Here is a 19,142-nt window from a genome sequence, read left to right on the forward strand (position 1 = left end):
AATTAAGCTGCTTTAGTCGATTCTAAAAAATCCTGCGCGAAGCGTTGCAACACCCCGCCAGCTTCATAAATCGAGACTTCTTCGGCAGTATCCAAACGGCATGTCATCGGCACTTCTAATCGTTCGCCATTGCGACGATGGATGACCAAAGTCAGTGTCGTGCGTGGTTTGCGTTCACCAATCACGTCATACGTTTCTGTGCCATCTAAACCGAGAGTTAGCCGATTGGTGCCAGCTTTAAATTCCAAAGGCAACACGCCCATGCCGACTAAGTTGGTGCGGTGAATCCGTTCAAAACCTTCCGCCGCAATCGCTTCGACCCCTGCCAAACGGACGCCTTTAGCGGCCCAATCACGCGACGAGCCTTGGCCATAATCTGCACCAGCAACAATGATTAATGGCTGTTTGCGTTCCATGTAGGTTTCAATCGCTTCCCACATGCGCGTAACTTTGCCTTCTGGCTCAATGCGCGCTAACGAGCCGGCTTTGACTTTACCGTTCTCAAGCACCATTTCATTTTTCAAGGTTGGATTGGCGAAGGTCGCACGTTGCGCAGTCAAGTGATCGCCGCGGTGGGTGGCATACGAATTGAAGTCCTCTTCCGGCAAACCCATTTTGGCTAAATATTCGCCCGCCGCGCTGTCCAACATAATCGCGTTTGAGGGCGACAAATGATCGGTCGTAATGTTGTCACCCAAAAGCGCCAACGGACGCATGCCAGTTAATGAACGTGCGCCAGCCAAAGCGCCTTCCCAATACGGTGGACGGCGAATATAAGTCGTTTGTGGACGCCAATCGTAGAGCGGGCTGACCGAAATACCGTCGTCCGCTTGTTTCGCAAACATCGGGATGTACACTTTGCGGAACTGCTCAGGTTTAACGCTGGAAGCAATAATCGCATCGACTTCAGCATCGCTAGGCCAGATATCTTTTAACGTCACTGGCTTGCCATCTTTATCGATGCCCAAAACATCTTTTTCAATATCAAAACGAATCGTTCCAGCAATCGCGTAAGCCACAACCAATGGCGGCGAGGCCAAGAAAGCTTGTTTGGCGTAAGGATGAATCCGTCCGTCAAAATTGCGGTTGCCCGATAACACCGCGGTCGCGTATAAATCACGCGCAATGACTTCTTCTTGAATCACTGGATCAAGCGCGCCGCTCATGCCGTTGCATGACGTGCAGGCATAGGCCACCACGCCAAAGCCGAGTTGCTCCAATTCGGACAACAAGTTGGCTTCTTCCAAATATAACGAGACTGTTTTGGAGCCAGGCGCTAACGAGCTTTTTACCCAAGGCTTGCGGGTTAAACCACGGGCATTGGCGTTACGTGCAATTAAGCCAGCAGCAATCATATTGCGCGGATTATTGGTGTTGGTGCAACTGGTGATCGCGGCAATGATGACTGCGCCGTCGGGCATTTTTCCGGCTTCATTCTCGACTACGCCGCTGATGCCACGCTCGGCTAATTCGGATGTTGGAACGCGGTTGTGCGGATTGGACGGGCCGGCAATATTTCTTACCACACTGGATAAATCGAATTTCAATACACGCGGGTATTCGGCTTTGGCTAGGCTATCAGCCCACAAGCCGGTTTGTTTGGCGTAGATCTCGACCAAATTCACCAAGTCATCGTCGCGTCCAGTCAGTTTTAAATATTTGATCGTTTGCTGATCGATGTAAAACATCGCTGCGGTTGCGCCAAATTCGGGTGCCATATTGGAAATCGTCGCGCGGTCACCTAGCGTTAAATTGCTGGCACCTTCACCAAAAAATTCCAAATACGACGACACCACTTTTTGCTTACGTAAGAATTCCGTGAGCGCCAAAACAGTGTCAGTCGCCGTAATACCTTCTTGCGGCTTACCGGTTAATTCCACGCCAATAATATCGGGCAAGCGCATCCATGAGGCGCGGCCTAACATAACGCTTTCCGCTTCCAATCCACCAACGCCAATTGCAATTACGCCCAACGCATCGACCATCGGCGTATGACTATCTGTACCGACCAAAGTATCGGGATACGCCACGCCATCTTGTACTTGAATCACGGGCGACATGCGTTCCAGATTAATCTGATGCAAAATCCCATTCCCCGGCGGTATCACGTCCACGTTCTTAAACGCTTTTTTGGTCCAGTTGATGAAATCAAAACGGTCTTCATTGCGACGATCTTCGATGGCGCGATTTTTATTGAACGCATCCGGATCAAAGCCGCCACATTCCACCGCTAAGGAATGATCAACCACCAATTGCGTTGGCACGACTGGATTGACCAACGCGGGATCACCGCCTTGCAAGGCGATCGCATCGCGCAAACCAGCCAAATCAACCAAGGCGGTTTGACCCAAAATATCGTGGCAAACCACGCGCGCTGGGAACCAAGGGAAATCCAATTCCTGCTTGCGCTCGATTAATTGTTTTAGCGAATCGGTCAAGGTCGCGGGGTCGCAACGGCGCACTAAGTTTTCGGCCAAAACGCGCGAGGTATAGGGCAGTTTTTCATACGCACCAGCTTCAATCGCATCGACCGCAGAGCGTGTGTCGAAGTAATCTAATTGGGTGCCGGGTAGAGCTTTTCGATGTGCAGTATTCATAGCGCAATCTACATAAATGAGAGTGATTTTTGGCTCAACGACACTTATTACCGCCGAGCCAAAGAATAAGAAATGACGATCAAGGACGAGTTACTTACGATCTTTGATGGGCACAAACGCCAAATCTTCTGGGCCAACGTAGTTCGCGCTCGGGCGAATGATTTTGTTATCGATACGCTGTTCGATAATGTGCGCGGCCCAGCCAGAAGTGCGTGCGATCACAAACAACGGCGTAAACATTGCTGTCGGCACGCCCATCATGTGATACGAAACGGCGGAAAACCAGTCCAAGTTAGGGAACATTTTCTTCGCATCCCACATGACTGTTTCTAAGCGTTCGGCAATATCAAACATCTTGGTGGAACCCGCTTGTTGCGATAATTCGCGCGCCACTTCTTTAATCACTTTGTTGCGCGGATCGGAAATCGTATAGACCGGATGTCCAAAACCAATCACCACTTCTTTGTTCTCCACGCGCTTCTTGATATCGGCTTCCGCTTCGTCTTGGTTGTCGTAACGTTTTTGAATTTCAAATGCGACTTCATTAGCGCCACCATGTTTTGGCCCACGCAATGCGCCAATCGCGCCGGCAATCGCGGAATGCATGTCTGAGCCAGTTCCGGCGATCACGCGACCGGTAAAGGTGGAAGCATTAAATTCGTGTTCAGCATACAAAATCAACGAAGTATGCATCGCAGAGACCCACTCAGCCGACGGTACCGTTCCATGCAATAAATGCAGGAAATGTCCGCCTATCGAATCATCCGAAGTCTCAACGTCAATGCGGCGACCGTTGTGGCTGAAGTGGTACCAGTACAGCAACATCGAACCAAAAGAAGCCATTAACTGATCGGCGATATCCCGTGCGCCCGGTAAATTGTGATCGTCTTTTTCTGGCAATGTGCAGCCCAATACAGAAACCCCGGTGCGCATCACATCCATAGGATGAGCTGATGCTGGCAGGGTTTCTAGAGCAGCTTTTAAATTGGCTGGCAAGCCGCGTAACGCTTTTAGTTTGGCTTTGTAGGCGGTCAATTCTGCTTGATTTGGTAACTTGCCGTGCACCAGCAAGTGCGCGATTTCTTCAAATTCGCAAGTCGTTGCCACATCCAAAATATCGTAGCCGCGATAATGTAAATCGTTACCTGTTTTACCTACTGTACATAACGCTGTATTACCCGCGGTAACGCCAGATAATGCGACGGATTTTTTAGGTTTGAAAGCTGGCGCGGTGTCGGTGGTTTTATCGGTCATTTTTAGTCCTTAAATAGCGATTTGCTTAATGAGATGTCAAAAATAGTGTGCGGAAAGCGGTCAGTTATTTTGTCTTTTGCTGCAAAAATAGAGCATCCAATTTTTGCTCAAACGAGTGGTAATTAATACGCTCGTACAATTCCATCCGTGTTTGCATGGTATCGACGACATTTTTTTGCGTGCCATCATGACGGATCGCGTTGTAGACGTTTTCAGCCGCTTTATTCATCGCGCGGAAGGCGGACAATGGATACAAAACGATTCCCACGCCAACCGACTTTAATTCTTCTACGGTATATAACGGAGTCGCACCAAATTCGGTAATGTTGGCCAAGATCGGCACTTGCAATTTATCGGCAAAAGTACGGTACATCGGCAATTCAGTAATCGCCTCTGGGAAAACCATGTCCGCGCCAGCCTCGACGTAGGCGTGAGCACGTTCTAGAGCGCGCTCCAATCCTTCATTCGCCAAAGCGTCAGTGCGCGCCATAATGACAAAGTTAGAATCGGTGCGCGCATCCACGGCAGCTTTAATCCGATCCACCATTTCTTGTTGAGTTACGATCTCTTTGCCAGGACGATGACCGCAACGCTTTGCGCCGACTTGATCTTCAATATGCATTGCCGCCGCACCAAATTTGATCATGGACTTAACAGTGCGCGCCACATTAAAAGCGGACGCGCCAAAGCCTGTGTCCACGTCCACCAATAAAGGCAGATCGCAAACATCGGTAATGCGTCGAACATCCGTCAACACGTCATCCAAATTAGAAATACCCAAATCCGGCAAGCCGAGTGAACCCGCAGCCACACCGCCGCCCGACAAATAGATCGCTTTAAAACCAGCTCGCTTAGCTAACAAGGCATGATTAGCATTAATCGCACCAACGACTTGTAATGGCGATTCTTCTTGAATCGCTTTGCGAAAGGCCGCACCAGCAGAATAGTGACTCATTGATTACTCCTTCAGGATGGAAAACGTTGCCACAGCAATAGCAAGCGTCATGCCAGTTTGCAACAACACTGGCTTGTTCCAATAGAATCAACGGCTTAATTCACTTTTACGTATCAAACGGACGTTAGGACGAATGACGATGGTTCAGATTGCTCCGCAAACCGTTGCAAGTGAACAGGCATGAAACAAGTTGAAACAGAAAGAAATGGTTGGCAAATAACAGAAACTTGGTGAAGGCACGTTCAACGATTAGTCGGAATTGAGAGTAATTCAGAGGATTGAGCGTAAGTTACTCTCTGGGATGGGATATCCGGTGCCTGCGAAAAATCTACTTTGATTTGCATGCTGTAAGCTACTGACTCGCTCGCAGGCGAAGCGCTTTGATCGCCACCGAAATCAGCTCAGGTGGATTTCTCCACACCTTGAAATAAAAATGCCTGCTTGCGCGGGCATTTTGTATTTTGGCGGAGTGGACGGGACTCGCCTACAGGCTGCAGGCCGCCGATTCGCACACAGGCGAATCGCTTCGATTCCCACCGAAATCAGCTCAGGTGGATTTCTCCACCCCTTGAAATAAAAATGCCCGCTTGCGCGGGCATTTTGTATTTTGGCGGAGTGGACGGGACTCGCCTACAGGCTGCAGGCCGCCGATTCGCACACAGGCGAATCGCTTCGATTCCCGCCGAAATCCACGCAGGTGGATTTCTGCACACCTCGAAATAAAAATGCCCGCTTGCGCGGGCATTTTGTATTTTGGCGGAGTGGACGGGACTCGAACCCGCGACCCCCGGCGTGACAGGCCGGTATTCTAACCAACTGAACTACCACTCCTGTATCGAGTATGCAATTTTTCGTTTAACTGGTGGGTGCTGAGAGGCTCGAACTCCCGACCTACGCCTTGTAAGGGCGCCGCTCTACCAACTGAGCTAAGCACCCAATCAAACTACTAAAATGCAACAAGGGCATTAGTTTACCGCATCTTTCAAACCTTTGCCAGGTTTAAATTTAGGAACTTTTGCAGATTTAATCTTGATTGCTTCGCCAGTACGTGGATTACGGCCTACGCGAGCGGCACGTTTTCCAACTGAGAAAGTACCAAAACCAACTAAGGTTACAGTGCCATTTTTTTTCAACGTTACTTTAACTGCGCCAATGACTGCATCTAAAGAACGGGTTGCAGCAGCTTTAGAGATATCTGCAGTTTTAGCAATGTGTTCGATCAATTCGGTTTTATTCACTTACATCCCCTAGCAAAAGTTAATTACAGTGTCGATGCCTGTCTAATCGATCTAGGCACCGCCTCTCATCATATTAATTTGGATTTTTTTTCGTTTTCACTATTTTCCACCGTGACAGCAGAAAATCAGCCTTCGTATTAAACAAGCCCTAAAGCACAGTGTCAAGCGGTTTGACCAAAAATTCCCTGCCAAATAAAAAAATAATTAACGAAAATCGCAGACCGCTGGCGAATCAGTATAATTCGAGGTCTTCACGCGCAGACAGCGCCTTTATTTTCTCCTTACAAATATGAATAAACCTACTAATTCGCAGCAAGTTGGCAGCCTTATCGGCACACCGTTATCCCGCACCGCAACCAAAGTCATGCTGCTTGGCTCAGGTGAATTAGGCAAGGAAGTTATTACTTCTCTACAACGATTAGGGATTGAGGTAATCGCATTGGATCGTTATCCGGATGCTCCCGGACATCAAGTGGCACATCGCTCTCACGTGATTGATATGACTGACGGCAAAGCCTTGGCCGAGCTTATCGCTTTGGAAAATCCTGATTTAATCGTCCCTGAAATCGAGGCGATTGCGACGCCAACTTTGGTTGAGCTTGAAAATGCCGGCAAGGTTCGGGTAATTCCAACCGCCCGTGCTGCATGGCTGACGATGAATCGCGAAGGCATACGCCGACTGGTAGCGGAAGAATTGAGTCTGCCAACTTCACCATATCGTTTCGCAGACACTTTAGATGAAATGCGCGCGGCTTGTGATGCTATCGGCTATCCATGCATCGTAAAGCCAGTGATGTCATCGTCGGGTAAAGGGCAATCAAAAGTCGATAACGCTAGCGAAGTTGATGCAGCTTGGGAATACGCGGCAACGGGTGGACGGGTAAAAAATGGGCGGGTAATTGTCGAAGGATTTGTCGATTTTGATTATGAAATCACCCTGCTCACAGTGCGCGCAATCAATGCAAACAGCCAAGTAGAAACGCAGTATTGCGAACCGATTGGGCATGTCCAAGTACACGGCGACTACGTTGAATCTTGGCAGCCTCAAATCATGCATCCCAAAGCGCTCGAAAACGCGCGCCACATTGCTAAAAAAGTTACCGATGACTTGGGCGGACTTGGATTATTTGGCGTCGAATTATTTGTCAAAAACGAGATGGTGTGGTTCTCAGAAGTCAGCCCACGTCCGCACGATACCGGCATGGTAACCATGGCCTCGCAAGTTCAAAATGAATTTGAATTACATGCCAAAGCAATCTTGGGACTTCCTGTCGATACCAGCCTGCGCTCCCCTGCCGCTTCGGCGGTGATTTACGGTCAACATAACGCTAAAGCGATTGCGTTTGAAGGCGTGGCCGAAGCCTTGGCGATTCCGGGAACTGATATCCGCCTGTTTGGCAAACCAGAATCGTTTGAGCGTCGTCGGATGGGCGTTGCGTTGGCGACTGCCAAAGACACCGACACTGCGCGTGTCAACGCCAAACAAGCGGCGGCTAAAGTTAAACCGATGATTGTGGATTAATCATTTTTACGCCTAACGGCCAGAGATTTACGACTTCAATCCACATCTCTGGTTTAAGCCTCGTTATCGCCTACTGTCCCACTTATTTCTACAGGCTTTTGCTTGTTTGCCCAAATATTATTTTACCGATTTACGCAAAAAGCCTATAGTTTGTCCCTCTCATTCCCTCAATTTGAATTATGAACTACGACGTTGCAATCATTGGAAGTGGCTTGGCTGGTTTTTCAGTCGCCCTCAATCTGGCTGAGAATCATAAAGTCGCAATTTTTTCTAAGCGCGCTTTGCTCGATGGCTCAAGCAGTTGGGCCCAGGGTGGAATTGCCGCCGTGCTGGATTCCCACGACAGCGTAGAACAACATCTGTCGGACACGCTGATCGCTGGTGGTGGCTTGTGCGATGAGGCAGCTACACGCTACATCTTAGAAAATGGTCGCAGCGCTATCGATTGGTTAATCGACCAAGGTGTGCCATTCACGCCTGATGCGGAAGCTGAATTAGGCTACCACTTGACACGCGAAGGCGGACATAGCCAACGGCGCATTATTCACGCGGCTGACGCAACCGGCCAAGCCGTTCAAATGACGCTAGAACAACGCGTTCGCAATCATCCCAATATCAGTTTGTTTGAACAGCATTACGCTATTGATCTGATTACATCAGACAAATTTGCCGACCCAAATAGTCCAAATAGCAGCTCGCCGCGCTGCCTTGGCTTGTACGTACAGGATGTCGAAACCGGCAAGGTGCATACGGTCGCGGCCCAACATACGGTATTAGCCACTGGCGGGGCTGGCAAGGTTTATTTGTATACCACCAATCCTGACACGGCCACCGGTGACGGCATTGCTATGGCGTGGCGCGCTGGCTGTCGAATCGCCAATATGGAATTCATCCAATTTCATCCAACCTGCTTGTACCACCCTTATGCCAAATCTTTTTTGATTTCAGAAGCGGTGCGCGGCGAAGGCGGATTATTAAAACTGCCAGCAGAGGCGGGAGCGTCTGCTGGCAAACGTTTCATGCCGGCGCACGACGAACGCGCCGAATTAGCTCCGCGCGACGTGGTGGCTAGAGCCATTGACTTTGAAATGAAAAAGCGCGGTTTAGATCACGTTGATTTGGACATCACGCATCAGCCGCCAGAATTTTTAAAAGAACACTTCCCAACAATCTACGCGCGTTGCTTAGAACTTGGTATCGACATCAGCAAGCAACCGATTCCGGTGGTGCCGGCGGCGCATTACACCTGCGGCGGGATTGTGACCGACATGACTGGTCGCACTGACTTGCCGGGCTTGTACGCTGTTGGTGAAACTTCTTACACCGGTTTGCATGGCGCTAATCGACTCGCTAGTAACTCACTTCTAGAATGTGTAGTCATTGGTAAAGCGGTTGCCGAACAGATTGCTGCTCAAGAATCAGTTGAACTGCCAGAATTGCCAACTTGGGATGAAAGTCGAGTCACTAACGCCGATGAAGAAGTCGTGATCGCCCATAACTGGGACGAGTTGCGCCGCTTTATGTGGAATTATGTTGGCATCGTGCGCACCACCAAACGTCTCGAACGGGCGCAACATCGGATTCGTTTGCTCAAAGAAGAAATCGACGAGTATTACGCCAACTTCCGCATTACCAATCACTTATTGGAATTGCGTAACTTGGTCGATGTGGCATCGTTAATCGTCAACAGCGCCCTATCGCGCCGTGAAAGCCGCGGCTTGCATTTTAGTCGCGATTTCCCCGACACCTTGCCAAAAGCGATACCAACGGTATTACCGCCGCAGTTACGCGAAAAAAGATCGAACGCGGACCGTCGGCACTAACTATGAGCAACCAAGAGAGCATTTATTGCTCTCTTTTCCCTTGATTTTATAACTCCGCACCGCTACTCCAACCATCCAAAGCCGCTATGCCAAATCGTCCAATCACCCTACTTGTGCTGTACTACTCTCGTCACGGATCTACCAAAAAAATGGCGGAATTCATCGCGCAAGGAATAGAAAGTGTCCCAGGTTGCAGCGCTCGACTGCGCACGGTGCCAGCGATCTCTACCGTCTGCGAAGCAACGCAACCCGATGTGCCGAGCGAAGGCGCGCCATATGTTGAATTAAGCGATCTACAAGAATGTGCAGGCTTGGCGCTAGGTTCGCCAACCCGTTTTGGCAACATGGCTTCTGCGATGAAATATTTCTGGGATGGCACGGTCGCGGACTGGCTGTCGGGCAGCTTGATCGGGAAACCAGCTTGCGTGTTTACCTCGACCGGCAGTTTGCACGGCGGACAAGAATCTACCTTGCTGTCGATGATGCTGCCGCTACTGCATCACGGCATGATGATTCTGGGCATTCCCTATAACCAACCGGCGCTGATGTCCACCTCTAGCGGCGGAACCCCCTACGGCGCAAGTCATTGGGCTGGTGCTGATGGCAGTAAAACCATTACCGAAGACAGTAAACAATTGGCCATTGCGTTAGGCGTCCGTCTAGCAAAAACCGCGCAGCAACTTGACGCAGCACAACACTAAGACACGATGACTCAACTTGCCACGAACGAAAATTATTTAACCTCCAGCAAAGCTTCATTGTTTGCTTACGGTGCCGCAGTGAGCTTGATGTTCATCATCGCTCTCGGAATCGCGCAAGAAATGTGGATCGCGCCGTTGCGCCCTGGCGGCTCTTGGCTAGTGCTAAAAATCGTTCCTTTATTGTTTTCTTTGCGCGGCGTTCTCAAGCGCGACAACTACACCATGCAATGGTCATCCATGCTGATTTTGTTGTACTTCACCGAGGGAATCGTGCGCGCCAACTCGGACAAGTTAGCATTATCGGCTCAACTCGGTTGGTTGCAGGTGGCACTTTGCTTAGCGTTTTTTTATTGCACTCTGCGCTATTTACGCCCAATTAAACAAGCTGCCAAAGCGGCAGCAAAATTGCGTGCTGCTTCGGAAAGCGAGGCTCCAGCAATTGCTCCAACGCCTTCCAATTCCGAATCGACTCCGACATGAACACCTTTCTAGAGCGCTGCCAACAAATCGTCGGCGCAGATTTTGTGCTTACCGACGACGCTGAAAAGCTCAGCTATGTCACCGATTACCGCCAACGATTTATCGGCCGCGCGTTAGCTGTGATTAAGCCAGCAAATACGCTTGAAGTTGCCGCTATCGTCAAATTATGCGCGGAGCATAAAGTTGCCATCGTCCCACAGGGTGGCAACACCGGCTTGGTATTAGGCAGCGTGCCCGATCAGTCGGGTAATGCCATTGTTTTGTCGCTGTTGCGCCTTAATCAAATTCGCGCCATCGACGCCATCAATAACACCATTACCGTCGATGCTGGCTGTCGCTTGACCCAAGTCCAAGATGCCGCCACATCAATACAGCGACTTTTCCCCTTGTCACTCGCATCCGAAGGCACTTGCACGATTGGTGGCAACCTTTCAACCAATGCCGGCGGTACAGCGGTTCTACATTATGGTAATTGCCGGGCCTTGTGTTTGGGTTTGGAAGTGGTAACCGCCCAAGGCGACATTTGGGACGGGCTGCGTGGGCTGCGTAAAGATAATACCGGCTACGATTTACGCGATTTATATATTGGCGCGGAAGGCACCTTAGGCGTTATAACTGGCGCGCTGTTTCAGCTTTTCCCGCTGCCACAAAGCCAGCTCACAGCGCTGGTAGCGCTTAATTCGGTGGCGGATGCCGTTGCCCTATTCCATCTAGCACGCTCTAACAGCAAAGATACCGTGTTAAGCGCGTTCGAGTTAATTTCTAGTTTTTGTTTGGAATTGGTGGGCAAACATTTCCCCGCCATCAGACAACCGACATTAGCTGCCCATCCGTATTACGTTTTAATTGAATTATCAAGCCAAGAGCCAGAAGCCAACAGCGTGACTGCGCTAGAGAATCTCATCGAACTAGCGATGGAGCAAGGTATTGTTCACGATGCAGTGCTGGCGTCATCATTGACGCAATCGAACGCTCTCTGGCAATTGCGCGAATCGATATCGTCCGCGCAAGCCGCCGAAGGAAAAAATATCAAGCACGATATTTCTCTGCCTATTTCAAACATCGCTGCGTTTATCGATGCAACTGACGCACAACTGCAAAAGCAATTTAGTGGCTGCCGAATGGTGACGTTTGGTCACCTTGGCGATGGCAATTTGCATTACAACGTTTCAGCTCCCCTGAACGATTCGCACGACGAATTTTTAGCGCAACAAAGCGCGGTGAATCGAGTCGTATATGACAGCGTGGCTCATTTCTGCGGCTCGATTTCTGCCGAACACGGTTTGGGCGCGTTAAAACACGACGAGATTTTGCGCTATAAAAGTCCGGTTGAAATGCAGTTAATGCGCCAGATTAAGCAGGCTCTCGATCCCCACAACATCATGAATCCCGGGAAGGTGGTGACGCCTTTCTGATAAAGGCGTTATGCACACACCATTTTTTAAATCCGCCGTATTTAGCCACCTAATTTTCTGCTTATGCTTGGCCAGCGCATGCCTGTCAAACTCAGCATTCGCGATTCATAAATGTGTCAATAAGGGACAGGTCACCTATTCCGACCTTCCGTGTCCTGCCGGTTCCGATACGCAACCATTCACTCAAGCCATTCCACCGCCGGTTGATCCGGCAGCGGCTAAAGCGCAACATCAATCCAACGTAAAGCAATTAGAAAAAATCGACAAAGCGCAAGAGACGGAACGGCTGCGCGAACAGCAATTAGCAAATCTGCGCGCCACGCAACTTAAGCGCGAAGAAAAACAGCGACAACAACGCGAGCGGCAATGCAAGCGTCTGGATGTCCAATGGCAGCTTGCGCGAAAGCGATTAAGCGCGCCTTATTCCAATCGCTACGAACTCGACAAAATTAAAGAAAAAGACCTAGCCGAGCAATATCGCGCACTCTGCAAGTAACATTTTCACCAATAATTCCCCATCGACTCCACTCACAAAATTAAAAGAAATCCTCTACTCGCCTGCCGCTTGAGCTAGCAAAAACTTGATCGGCATCAATTTCTTGGCGCGTTCAAAGTGCGACGATCAGTGATCCCATCTAGGCAGAGTAATCACGACTAGATAATGTCAACTAAGCACTCAGGAGTAACTAATGAACGCACCAAGCAACACCTACATGATAGGCGGCGGTATCGGCACACTAGCGGCCGCCGCTTTTATGATCCGCGATGGCAACGTTGAAGGCAAAACCATTACCATTTTGGAGGCACTGCCGCTGCTCGGCGGCAGTTTAGATGCGGCGGGTTCGCCTGAGACGGGCTACTCGCTGCGCGGCGGACGCATGCTGACCTTTGATAACTACGAATGCACCTGGGACTTATTCAAAACAATTCCGTCGTTGAAGTCACCCGAAAAAAGCGTTTATCAAGAAACTGTCGAATTTAACGAGCTCTACAAATCCTACTCGCAAGCCCGTTTAGTCGATAAACAGCGCGCTAAAGTGCCAGTCGAATCGATGGGATTTTCCATGCACGACAGATTGGAATTACTCAAACTCAGTGAAGCCAGCGAAGAACAACTTGGCAATAGCTGCATCACTGATTGGCTATCACCGAGTTTTTTTGAGACCAACTTTTGGTTTATGTGGTCCACCACCTTTGCCTTTCAACCTTGGCACAGCGCGGTCGAATTTAAGCGCTATTTGCATCGCTTTATGATGGAATTTGCTCGCATCGAAACGTTGGGCGGCGTCAAGCGCACTATTTATAACCAATACGATTCCTTCGTTCAACCGCTGCGCCATTGGCTGGCGGAACATGGTGTGCAGTTTGAAACTGACTGCACCGTGACCGATCTCACAACCAGCATCAATAATGGCTTAATTGTCGTCAACGAAATCCATTGCCTAAACAAATCCATCCCAACGACCATCCGAGTCGATGCCGATGATTTGGTATTTTTCCAAAATGGCTCGATGACGGACGCTTCTAGCATAGGCAGCATGAGCGCGGCTCCCGCCAAATTAAACAAAACGACTAGCATAGGCTGGACATTATGGGAAAAATTAGCGAAACAAAGTCCGGCATTCGGCAACCCTGCGGCGTTTAATAGCTGTGTCGCACAGTCTTATTGGGCCTCATTCACCGTAACGCTAAAAAATACCCAATTTATCGATCAGATCATTAAGTTTAGTGATAACCAACCGGGCACCGGCGGGCTTGTGACGTTCAAAGATTCCAACTGGCTCATGTCGATTGTGATTCCACATCAACCGCATTTCGCCAACCAGCCCGACGATGTGCAAGTGTTTTGGGGCTACGCCTTGTTCCCAGATCGCATCGGCGACTACGTTGCCAAACCAATGTCGGATTGCAATGGCGAAGAAATCTTGCGCGAATTATGCGGCCATTTACGCTTTGATTTAGATGCGGTGAGCGATGCGATTTGCCTTCCTTGCCGCATGCCGTATATCACCAGCATGTTTATGCCGCGCTTAAAAAGTGATCGGCCTTTGCCTGTGCCATTAGAGTCAAAGAACTTGGCGTTGATTAGTCAGTTTGTTGAAATTGCCGATGATGTGGTGTTTACGGTCGAATATTCCGTGAGAGCGGCGCAAATGGCGGTCTATCAGTTACTGCACATTGATCGTCCAGTTCCACCGATTATTGCCCACGATAAATCGGTTAAGGTGCAATTTGAAGCACTGATCAAAGCGTTAAAATAAGCCTAAATTAATGCCTGCTCTATAAAAAAAAGCGAATCAACCGATTCGCTTTTTTAGTTTAACGCCTGCCATTGCTACCAAGTGGAATATGGCTGACGCTGCAAATTTGAATTCAAATAACGTGCATCGTCGCTGACTTCTGCGCCTATCCAATCAGGTTTAGCAAAAACTTGATGCTCGCTTTCCAGTTCAATTTCCGCCACCACCAAGCCTTGATTGGCACCAATAAACACATCCAATTCCCACAACATGTTGTCAAACGGAATTCGGTAGCGGTATTTTTCAATTAATGGCTGATCGCATAACTCCAGCAACTCCTGCGCATCTTTTACTGGAATTGCATATTCCCATTCACCGCGCGAAATACCCTGCGTTGCGCCTTTAATTGTGAGCATCGCTGCGTCACCTTCAATCCTAACCCGCACGACTTTTTGCTTACTGGCCGTCAAATAACCTTGGCGCATTAATTCACCCTTGGGCAATGAAGCCCAAGGTGTGCCTAGTACCAAAAACTTGCGTTCAATTTCAGTTGCCATGTGGGTCGCTTATTTACGGGACAAATGCTGCAAAATTGGTTGCAACATTGCTTCGCCTAATTTAGCGCTCCGCTCGCCATCCCAACCGACCAATACGTCGGGCAAATTGGCGTTATCTTTGAACGGCAATTCCAACGTCAGTGACACGCATTTGAAATGGTGGCCGACGTATTTAGAAGCCAGCTTTAAAACATCTTCGTAATATTTATCGGTGGGATAGCCATACTCCGTTTGGAAATCTGGGCTCGCTGCGACGAAATTTTGCACGAAAGCATTTTGTTCTTCCGTTTGTTTTTCCGTAAAGCCTTGGAGCATTTCGCTACCAGCTACAAACACATAAGGCAGACCTTCGTCACCGTGAATATCCAAGAACAAATCACAGCCGGTTTCATGGATTTTATTTTTGACGTGGAATACTTCTGGACTGGTTTCTAAACTTGGCGTCATCCATTCGCGATTCAAATTTGCACCAGCCGCATTGGTGCGCAAGTTACCGCGCACTGAACCATCCGGATTCATATTCGGCACGACATACAACACCGCTTTTTGCAAAATTTTGCGCCCAATTGGGTTGGCCGGATCGAGCAATCCATCAAGCATCCCTTCGACCAGCCATTCGGCCATGCTTTCACCGGGATGTTGACGCGCAATCACCCAGACTTTTTGCTCGGCATCTTCATCTCCAATGACCAACATATTCAGATCGCGGCCATCGACAGTGTTGCCTAAATCTTCAACGCGCACAAAAGGCGAATACGCTGCGCGTCCTAATAACGATAAATGGCGTTCCCACGAATACGGCTCAAAGTAGGCGTAATACACGCTGTCTTCGGTTGGCGTGTGCTTGATGGTTAGCACTTTTCCATCGTACTCGGTATCCACCCGGAACCACTCTTCGCGGTCATAGCTCGCCACGGCGCGGTAGCCCTCCCAACCCGATGGATAAGTCGCTTGACCGGCATTCAAAATCCGTAAGCTGCATTCTTGATCGCGTGCGCCTTGCAAACGGAAATAAAACCATTGCATAAAATCAGCGTTGGAATCTTTACGCAGGTTTAAATCGATTTGGCTGGCGTGCGCTGTGCTAACAACTTCAATAGCACCGGCATCAAAGTGGGAACTAATTTTGATCGGCATAATTATCGGGATCGTTCGGATCGGAGAAATGAAAAGCGCTATTCTGCGCCGTTTCAACTGTTTTCATCAAGCAATCCATAAAATTTAATCGTGACGCTTCAGTCAGCCTAGCCACAGCCCTAAAAATTTACTATAATCTGCGCCTTGTCGGGGCGTAGCGCAGCCTGGTAGCGTACATGCATGGGGTGCATGGGGTCGTGTGTTCGAATCACACCGTCCCGACCAAATCAACACATTCAGTTCACTTCGGTAATTCCTCTTCATTTCCCAGCTCTTCATTCATGCTTGTCTTTGGTCGCTAAAATCGATATTGAAGAGCGCATGCGATTTGGCGTTCTCGTCACGCCATAGCACAAAAACTAGTCACCACCTTTCTTGCTTGCTTGCGACGCCGTTAAATTAAATCGGCATAACGGTTCGTCTGGTTTGGTAACGTCGGAGGTGAGCGAAAAACCAGCTTCAGCAGAAACTACATAACGACTGCACCTGAATTGCTATTTCTGTCTCATTTGTGAAAATGTTTGAAGTTTTAACAAAAGTTACTAATTTGAATAAAAATTTCAAAATTAACTAAATTAATCCGCTTAAATTTTTTTAAAAAATCAGATAACCGCATAATATTGCAAGAATACCCTCAAGCAACTAACAAACGCGCATTTATGACGACATTTAAAATGCCCTAAATAGGGTATTTACAGTCGTTAAATGGCACGATATTCTGACTTAAAGTACTATTCGGCAACATTGGAGTGAGCCCGATTGCAATACCAAAGGTCAGAATTTTTAATTATTCATCCACGCAAGGGAATTCTTAAATGCCATTAAATGAAAAAAATAGCCTCGCCGCTGAGTCTCACGATGTCCATCAGGAAGAGAAAGATAACGCTTGGCTAGATCGCACCAACAAAGAAATCGCCGCGGCGGTCAATCGTGGCATTGCGGTGGCTAGGTTGGAGGGAATTCCAGCGGGCGCAAAGATCATGTTTGAAGCCGGCGTGCCAATGGATGTCAGCACACGGGTTTTGGTCAACCAACTCAAACGTCGCTCGTCCGACTGGCAATAAATCGGCAACTGAGTCGCTTCCCAAATCAAAACGGCGATAACACTAACCATGTTATCGCCGTTTTTTATCAACTAAACCAACTGCTGATTACTTCAGCGGCTGCAAGATTTCCGTCAAACGATCTGGCGTGCCTTCGATGCGCACCAAATGTGGGTACTTCAAACCTTCGTGATAATCAAAGCTGTAAGTACGATAGCGATCGTCTTTTTTGATCAGCAATTCGACCGGCTCTTTGCTAGTTTTCGCTGCTTTGATCGCCTCTTTGATCAGCTCTGGTTTAAAGCTACGGCCATTCACCGCTACCAACGTAGCGCCATTGGTCAAGCCCTTCTTAAACGCCAATCCGCCCCAAGTCACATTGTCCAAGCGACCTTCTTTGCCGATAGAAAAACCGAGCGAATAGGTTAAGTCAGTAACGTGACGCTCGTCTTCCATCATCTTGGTCGCTTCGCTGCGCTCTTCGGTGTAGACCAATTTCCAGCCGCCACGAGTCAAACCGTCCTTAGGACCTTCTTTGGCATGTTCATCCAAACGAGTACGTAAGAACTTGGCCCAGTCGTAAGCCTGAATACCGTTTAAGGTTTGCACCACATCCTCAAAGGTATAAGTCAGCGCGACATTGCGACCATTTTCAACACCAAAAAACGCTTTAGCGAAGTCGTTCAAGGATTTTTGCTCACCGGATAACTCGCGAATTTTGGTATCCACATCCAACCAAATTAATTGTCCTTCGGAGTAGTAATCTTCTGGACGCTGCCACGATACCCAAGCCAATGGGCCGCGTTGCGAAATAATCGGCATGTTGGTGGTATCTTGCAAGGCACGCCATGTGCGACCAACGCGCGCGTCGTAAGTAGCGGCAACAGCCGCCAAAGAATCACGCACTTGTTCCACAGTTTGCAAGCCGGAACGCGCTGCTAACACTTCGCCCCAGTATTGTGTTTGCCCTTCATAGACCCACAATAAAGAATCCTGCATTGGGACATTAAAGTTTGGCGTCCATAAGTCAGCTGGACGGCGGAATTTACCGTCCCATGAATGGGTAAATTCATGCGGCAACAAGCCACGCGCGCCCCAGGCTTTATTCCACTCGGTGAAATAATTTGATTTCACGCCGTTTTCACTCGATTGATGATGTTCCAATCCGATGCCGCTGAATTCATCCGATAAGGACAACAAGAAATCGTAGTGCACGTAGTGCTGCGAACCGTAGAGTTTGTAGGCTTGCTGAACCAAAGTGCGATGTAATTCGATCTGCTCTGGCTTGGCTTCTAATGCCGCTGCGTTGTCGGCGACCAGATTTAAAAATACCGGCACTTTTGCACCCGGATCCAAATCGATTCGTTTGAAGTATTTACCGGCAAACAACGGCGAATCAACCAATTGATCTAAATCCGTGAGCTTAAATTGGGCTTGCGCACCGACTTGCTTCTCTAATTCCAACGCCGTGCCAAATTTCCATTCGTTAGGCAGCGTCAGGTTAACTTTGTAATTGATATCGCGTGCGTAGTAACCAGCGGGATACAACACTACCGCATTCCATTGCACGCCGACGATTTCTTGGGTTGCGGTAATGCGGCCTTGATTGCCTTCAACGGGCGATAAAAATTGGTAGTCAGCGTCGATAAATTTCACGCCTTCTGGAATATCTAAGTGGAACGCATACATTTCAACCGGATCGCGTTTCCATTCAATGGCTTTGCCATTGCCAGTGATGAGCAAGCCGCCGAGTTGCGTCAATGGGCCTGACGGTGAATGATGACCAGGCAACCATTGCGGGTAAAACAATGTCAGCTGACCCGCACTGACTGGAATCCGCTCATGGATTTTAAAAATCTTTTGATCCAAATTGGTCGCGTCCACATCCAGCACGATTGTGCCGGGATAGGCTTTATCAACTGGAGCTGGGATGCTTTGAGCCGAGGCAAAGGGAGCGGAAGTGGCGGCTAAAACGGCTAAAGTTAGCGCTGATTTATTAAACGTAGCCAGCACATTACCAGCGACGTTTTTTTGTTTTGATGCGGATGACATAGATCTCCATTCTTTAATTCGAGTAATAGGTTTTAGGCGTGCTTCCCATTGATTAGCGGCAAGCAAGCCCGATCAATGAATTTATTATTTTTTGCTTCAACATAACGTTTTACTTCTTTTTGTTTAAA

General features: G+C 48.8%; 15 protein-coding genes and 3 tRNA genes. 9 read left to right on the forward strand and 9 right to left on the reverse strand.

Annotated features, from left to right (window positions below; genetic code table 11):
- Positions 1 to 2: 2 nt before the first annotated feature.
- The 6 genes from acnD to E2I14_RS03975 all read right to left on the reverse strand — a co-directional run bounded on the left by acnD (position 3) and on the right by E2I14_RS03975 (position 6,044).
- Entirely contained in the window at positions 3 to 2,597 is a 2,595-nt protein-coding gene (gene acnD, locus E2I14_RS03950) for a Fe/S-dependent 2-methylisocitrate dehydratase AcnD (protein WP_133325593.1), read from the reverse strand.
- Positions 2,598 to 2,687: 90 nt separating this feature from the next.
- Positions 2,688 to 3,851: a bifunctional 2-methylcitrate synthase/citrate synthase gene (prpC, locus tag E2I14_RS03955; protein WP_133325595.1), complete on the reverse strand. Its 1,164-nt coding sequence runs from the start codon at positions 3,849 to 3,851 to the stop codon at positions 2,688 to 2,690.
- Positions 3,852 to 3,915: 64 nt separating this feature from the next.
- Entirely contained in the window at positions 3,916 to 4,806 is an 891-nt protein-coding gene (gene prpB / locus E2I14_RS03960; protein ID WP_133325597.1) for a methylisocitrate lyase, read from the reverse strand.
- Positions 4,807 to 5,560: 754 nt separating this feature from the next.
- Positions 5,561 to 5,637 (reverse strand) — tRNA-Asp (locus E2I14_RS03965).
- Positions 5,638 to 5,666: 29 nt separating this feature from the next.
- Positions 5,667 to 5,742 (reverse strand) — tRNA-Val (locus E2I14_RS03970).
- 29 nt (positions 5,743 to 5,771) lie between these two features.
- Entirely contained in the window at positions 5,772 to 6,044 is a 273-nt protein-coding gene (locus E2I14_RS03975) for an HU family DNA-binding protein (protein WP_133325599.1), read from the reverse strand.
- A gap of 289 nt (positions 6,045 to 6,333) precedes the next feature.
- Here E2I14_RS03975 and purT point away from each other — a divergent pair, with 289 nt between their 5' ends.
- The 7 genes from purT to E2I14_RS04010 all read left to right on the forward strand — a co-directional run bounded on the left by purT (position 6,334) and on the right by E2I14_RS04010 (position 14,246).
- Positions 6,334 to 7,566, forward strand: a complete 1,233-nt coding sequence (purT, locus tag E2I14_RS03980; RefSeq protein WP_133325601.1) for a formate-dependent phosphoribosylglycinamide formyltransferase — start codon at positions 6,334 to 6,336, stop codon at positions 7,564 to 7,566.
- 179 nt (positions 7,567 to 7,745) lie between these two features.
- On the forward strand, positions 7,746 to 9,389 hold the full coding sequence (gene nadB, locus E2I14_RS03985; protein ID WP_133325603.1) for an L-aspartate oxidase: 1,644 nt from the start codon (positions 7,746 to 7,748) through the stop codon (positions 9,387 to 9,389).
- An 86-nt stretch (positions 9,390 to 9,475) separates the two neighbouring features.
- Positions 9,476 to 10,090, forward strand: coding sequence for an NAD(P)H:quinone oxidoreductase (gene wrbA / locus E2I14_RS03990; protein WP_133325605.1), 615 nt, complete (start codon positions 9,476 to 9,478; stop codon positions 10,088 to 10,090).
- Positions 10,091 to 10,096: 6 nt separating this feature from the next.
- On the forward strand, positions 10,097 to 10,570 hold the full coding sequence (locus tag E2I14_RS03995) for a DUF2069 domain-containing protein (protein ID WP_133325607.1): 474 nt from the start codon (positions 10,097 to 10,099) through the stop codon (positions 10,568 to 10,570).
- Positions 10,567 to 11,985 (forward strand): FAD-binding oxidoreductase, encoded by a 1,419-nt coding sequence (locus E2I14_RS04000; RefSeq protein ID WP_133325609.1) that lies wholly within the window; start codon positions 10,567 to 10,569, stop codon positions 11,983 to 11,985. Before E2I14_RS03995 ends, E2I14_RS04000 begins: the two co-directional genes overlap by 4 nt.
- A gap of 10 nt (positions 11,986 to 11,995) precedes the next feature.
- Positions 11,996 to 12,481, forward strand: a complete 486-nt coding sequence (locus E2I14_RS04005; RefSeq protein WP_133325611.1) for a DUF4124 domain-containing protein — start codon at positions 11,996 to 11,998, stop codon at positions 12,479 to 12,481.
- 193 nt (positions 12,482 to 12,674) lie between these two features.
- Entirely contained in the window at positions 12,675 to 14,246 is a 1,572-nt protein-coding gene (locus E2I14_RS04010; protein ID WP_133325613.1) for an oleate hydratase, read from the forward strand.
- 74 nt (positions 14,247 to 14,320) lie between these two features.
- Here the strand turns inward: E2I14_RS04010 and E2I14_RS04015 are convergent, their stop codons facing one another.
- Together E2I14_RS04015 and E2I14_RS04020 are read right to left on the reverse strand one after the other, a co-directional pair.
- Positions 14,321 to 14,782: a CYTH domain-containing protein gene (locus E2I14_RS04015; RefSeq protein ID WP_133325615.1), complete on the reverse strand. Its 462-nt coding sequence runs from the start codon at positions 14,780 to 14,782 to the stop codon at positions 14,321 to 14,323.
- A 9-nt stretch (positions 14,783 to 14,791) separates the two neighbouring features.
- Positions 14,792 to 15,919, reverse strand: a complete 1,128-nt coding sequence (locus E2I14_RS04020) for a M14 family metallopeptidase (protein WP_133325617.1) — start codon at positions 15,917 to 15,919, stop codon at positions 14,792 to 14,794.
- Positions 15,920 to 16,067: 148 nt separating this feature from the next.
- Here E2I14_RS04020 and E2I14_RS04025 point away from each other — a divergent pair.
- Together E2I14_RS04025 and E2I14_RS04030 are read left to right on the forward strand one after the other, a co-directional pair.
- Positions 16,068 to 16,144, forward strand: a tRNA-Pro gene (locus E2I14_RS04025).
- Positions 16,145 to 16,734: 590 nt separating this feature from the next.
- Positions 16,735 to 16,983, forward strand: coding sequence for a hypothetical protein (locus tag E2I14_RS04030; protein ID WP_133325619.1), 249 nt, complete (start codon positions 16,735 to 16,737; stop codon positions 16,981 to 16,983).
- An 87-nt stretch (positions 16,984 to 17,070) separates the two neighbouring features.
- On the opposite strand, the gene E2I14_RS04035 is transcribed toward E2I14_RS04030, so the two are convergent.
- Positions 17,071 to 19,014 carry a M61 family metallopeptidase gene (locus E2I14_RS04035; protein ID WP_133325621.1) on the reverse strand — a complete coding sequence of 648 codons (1,944 nt, stop codon included), beginning with the start codon at positions 19,012 to 19,014 and terminating at the stop codon, positions 17,071 to 17,073.
- Positions 19,015 to 19,142: the final 128 nt, after the last annotated feature.

Source organism: Sapientia aquatica (assembly GCF_004358105.1).
GTDB lineage: Bacteria > Pseudomonadota > Gammaproteobacteria > Burkholderiales > Burkholderiaceae_D > Solimicrobium > Solimicrobium aquaticum.

Excerpts from the sequence above, each read along its gene's own strand:
- acnD (WP_133325593.1), bottom strand. The coding sequence starts at position 2,597 with ATGAATACTGCACATCGAAAAGCTCTACCCGGCACCCAATTAGATTAC.
- prpC (WP_133325595.1), bottom strand. The coding sequence starts at position 3,851 with ATGACCGATAAAACCACCGACACCGCGCCAGCTTTCAAACCTAAAAAA.
- prpB (WP_133325597.1), bottom strand. The coding sequence starts at position 4,806 with ATGAGTCACTATTCTGCTGGTGCGGCCTTTCGCAAAGCGATTCAAGAA.
- purT (WP_133325601.1), top strand. The coding sequence starts at position 6,334 with ATGAATAAACCTACTAATTCGCAGCAAGTTGGCAGCCTTATCGGCACA.
- nadB (WP_133325603.1), top strand. The coding sequence starts at position 7,746 with ATGAACTACGACGTTGCAATCATTGGAAGTGGCTTGGCTGGTTTTTCA.
- wrbA (WP_133325605.1), top strand. The coding sequence starts at position 9,476 with ATGCCAAATCGTCCAATCACCCTACTTGTGCTGTACTACTCTCGTCAC.
- E2I14_RS03995 (WP_133325607.1), top strand. The coding sequence starts at position 10,097 with ATGACTCAACTTGCCACGAACGAAAATTATTTAACCTCCAGCAAAGCT.
- E2I14_RS04000 (WP_133325609.1), top strand. The coding sequence starts at position 10,567 with ATGAACACCTTTCTAGAGCGCTGCCAACAAATCGTCGGCGCAGATTTT.
- E2I14_RS04005 (WP_133325611.1), top strand. The coding sequence starts at position 11,996 with ATGCACACACCATTTTTTAAATCCGCCGTATTTAGCCACCTAATTTTC.
- E2I14_RS04010 (WP_133325613.1), top strand. The coding sequence starts at position 12,675 with ATGAACGCACCAAGCAACACCTACATGATAGGCGGCGGTATCGGCACA.
- E2I14_RS04015 (WP_133325615.1), bottom strand. The coding sequence starts at position 14,782 with ATGGCAACTGAAATTGAACGCAAGTTTTTGGTACTAGGCACACCTTGG.
- E2I14_RS04020 (WP_133325617.1), bottom strand. The coding sequence starts at position 15,919 with ATGCCGATCAAAATTAGTTCCCACTTTGATGCCGGTGCTATTGAAGTT.
- E2I14_RS04030 (WP_133325619.1), top strand. The coding sequence starts at position 16,735 with ATGCCATTAAATGAAAAAAATAGCCTCGCCGCTGAGTCTCACGATGTC.
- E2I14_RS04035 (WP_133325621.1), bottom strand. The coding sequence starts at position 19,014 with ATGTCATCCGCATCAAAACAAAAAAACGTCGCTGGTAATGTGCTGGCT.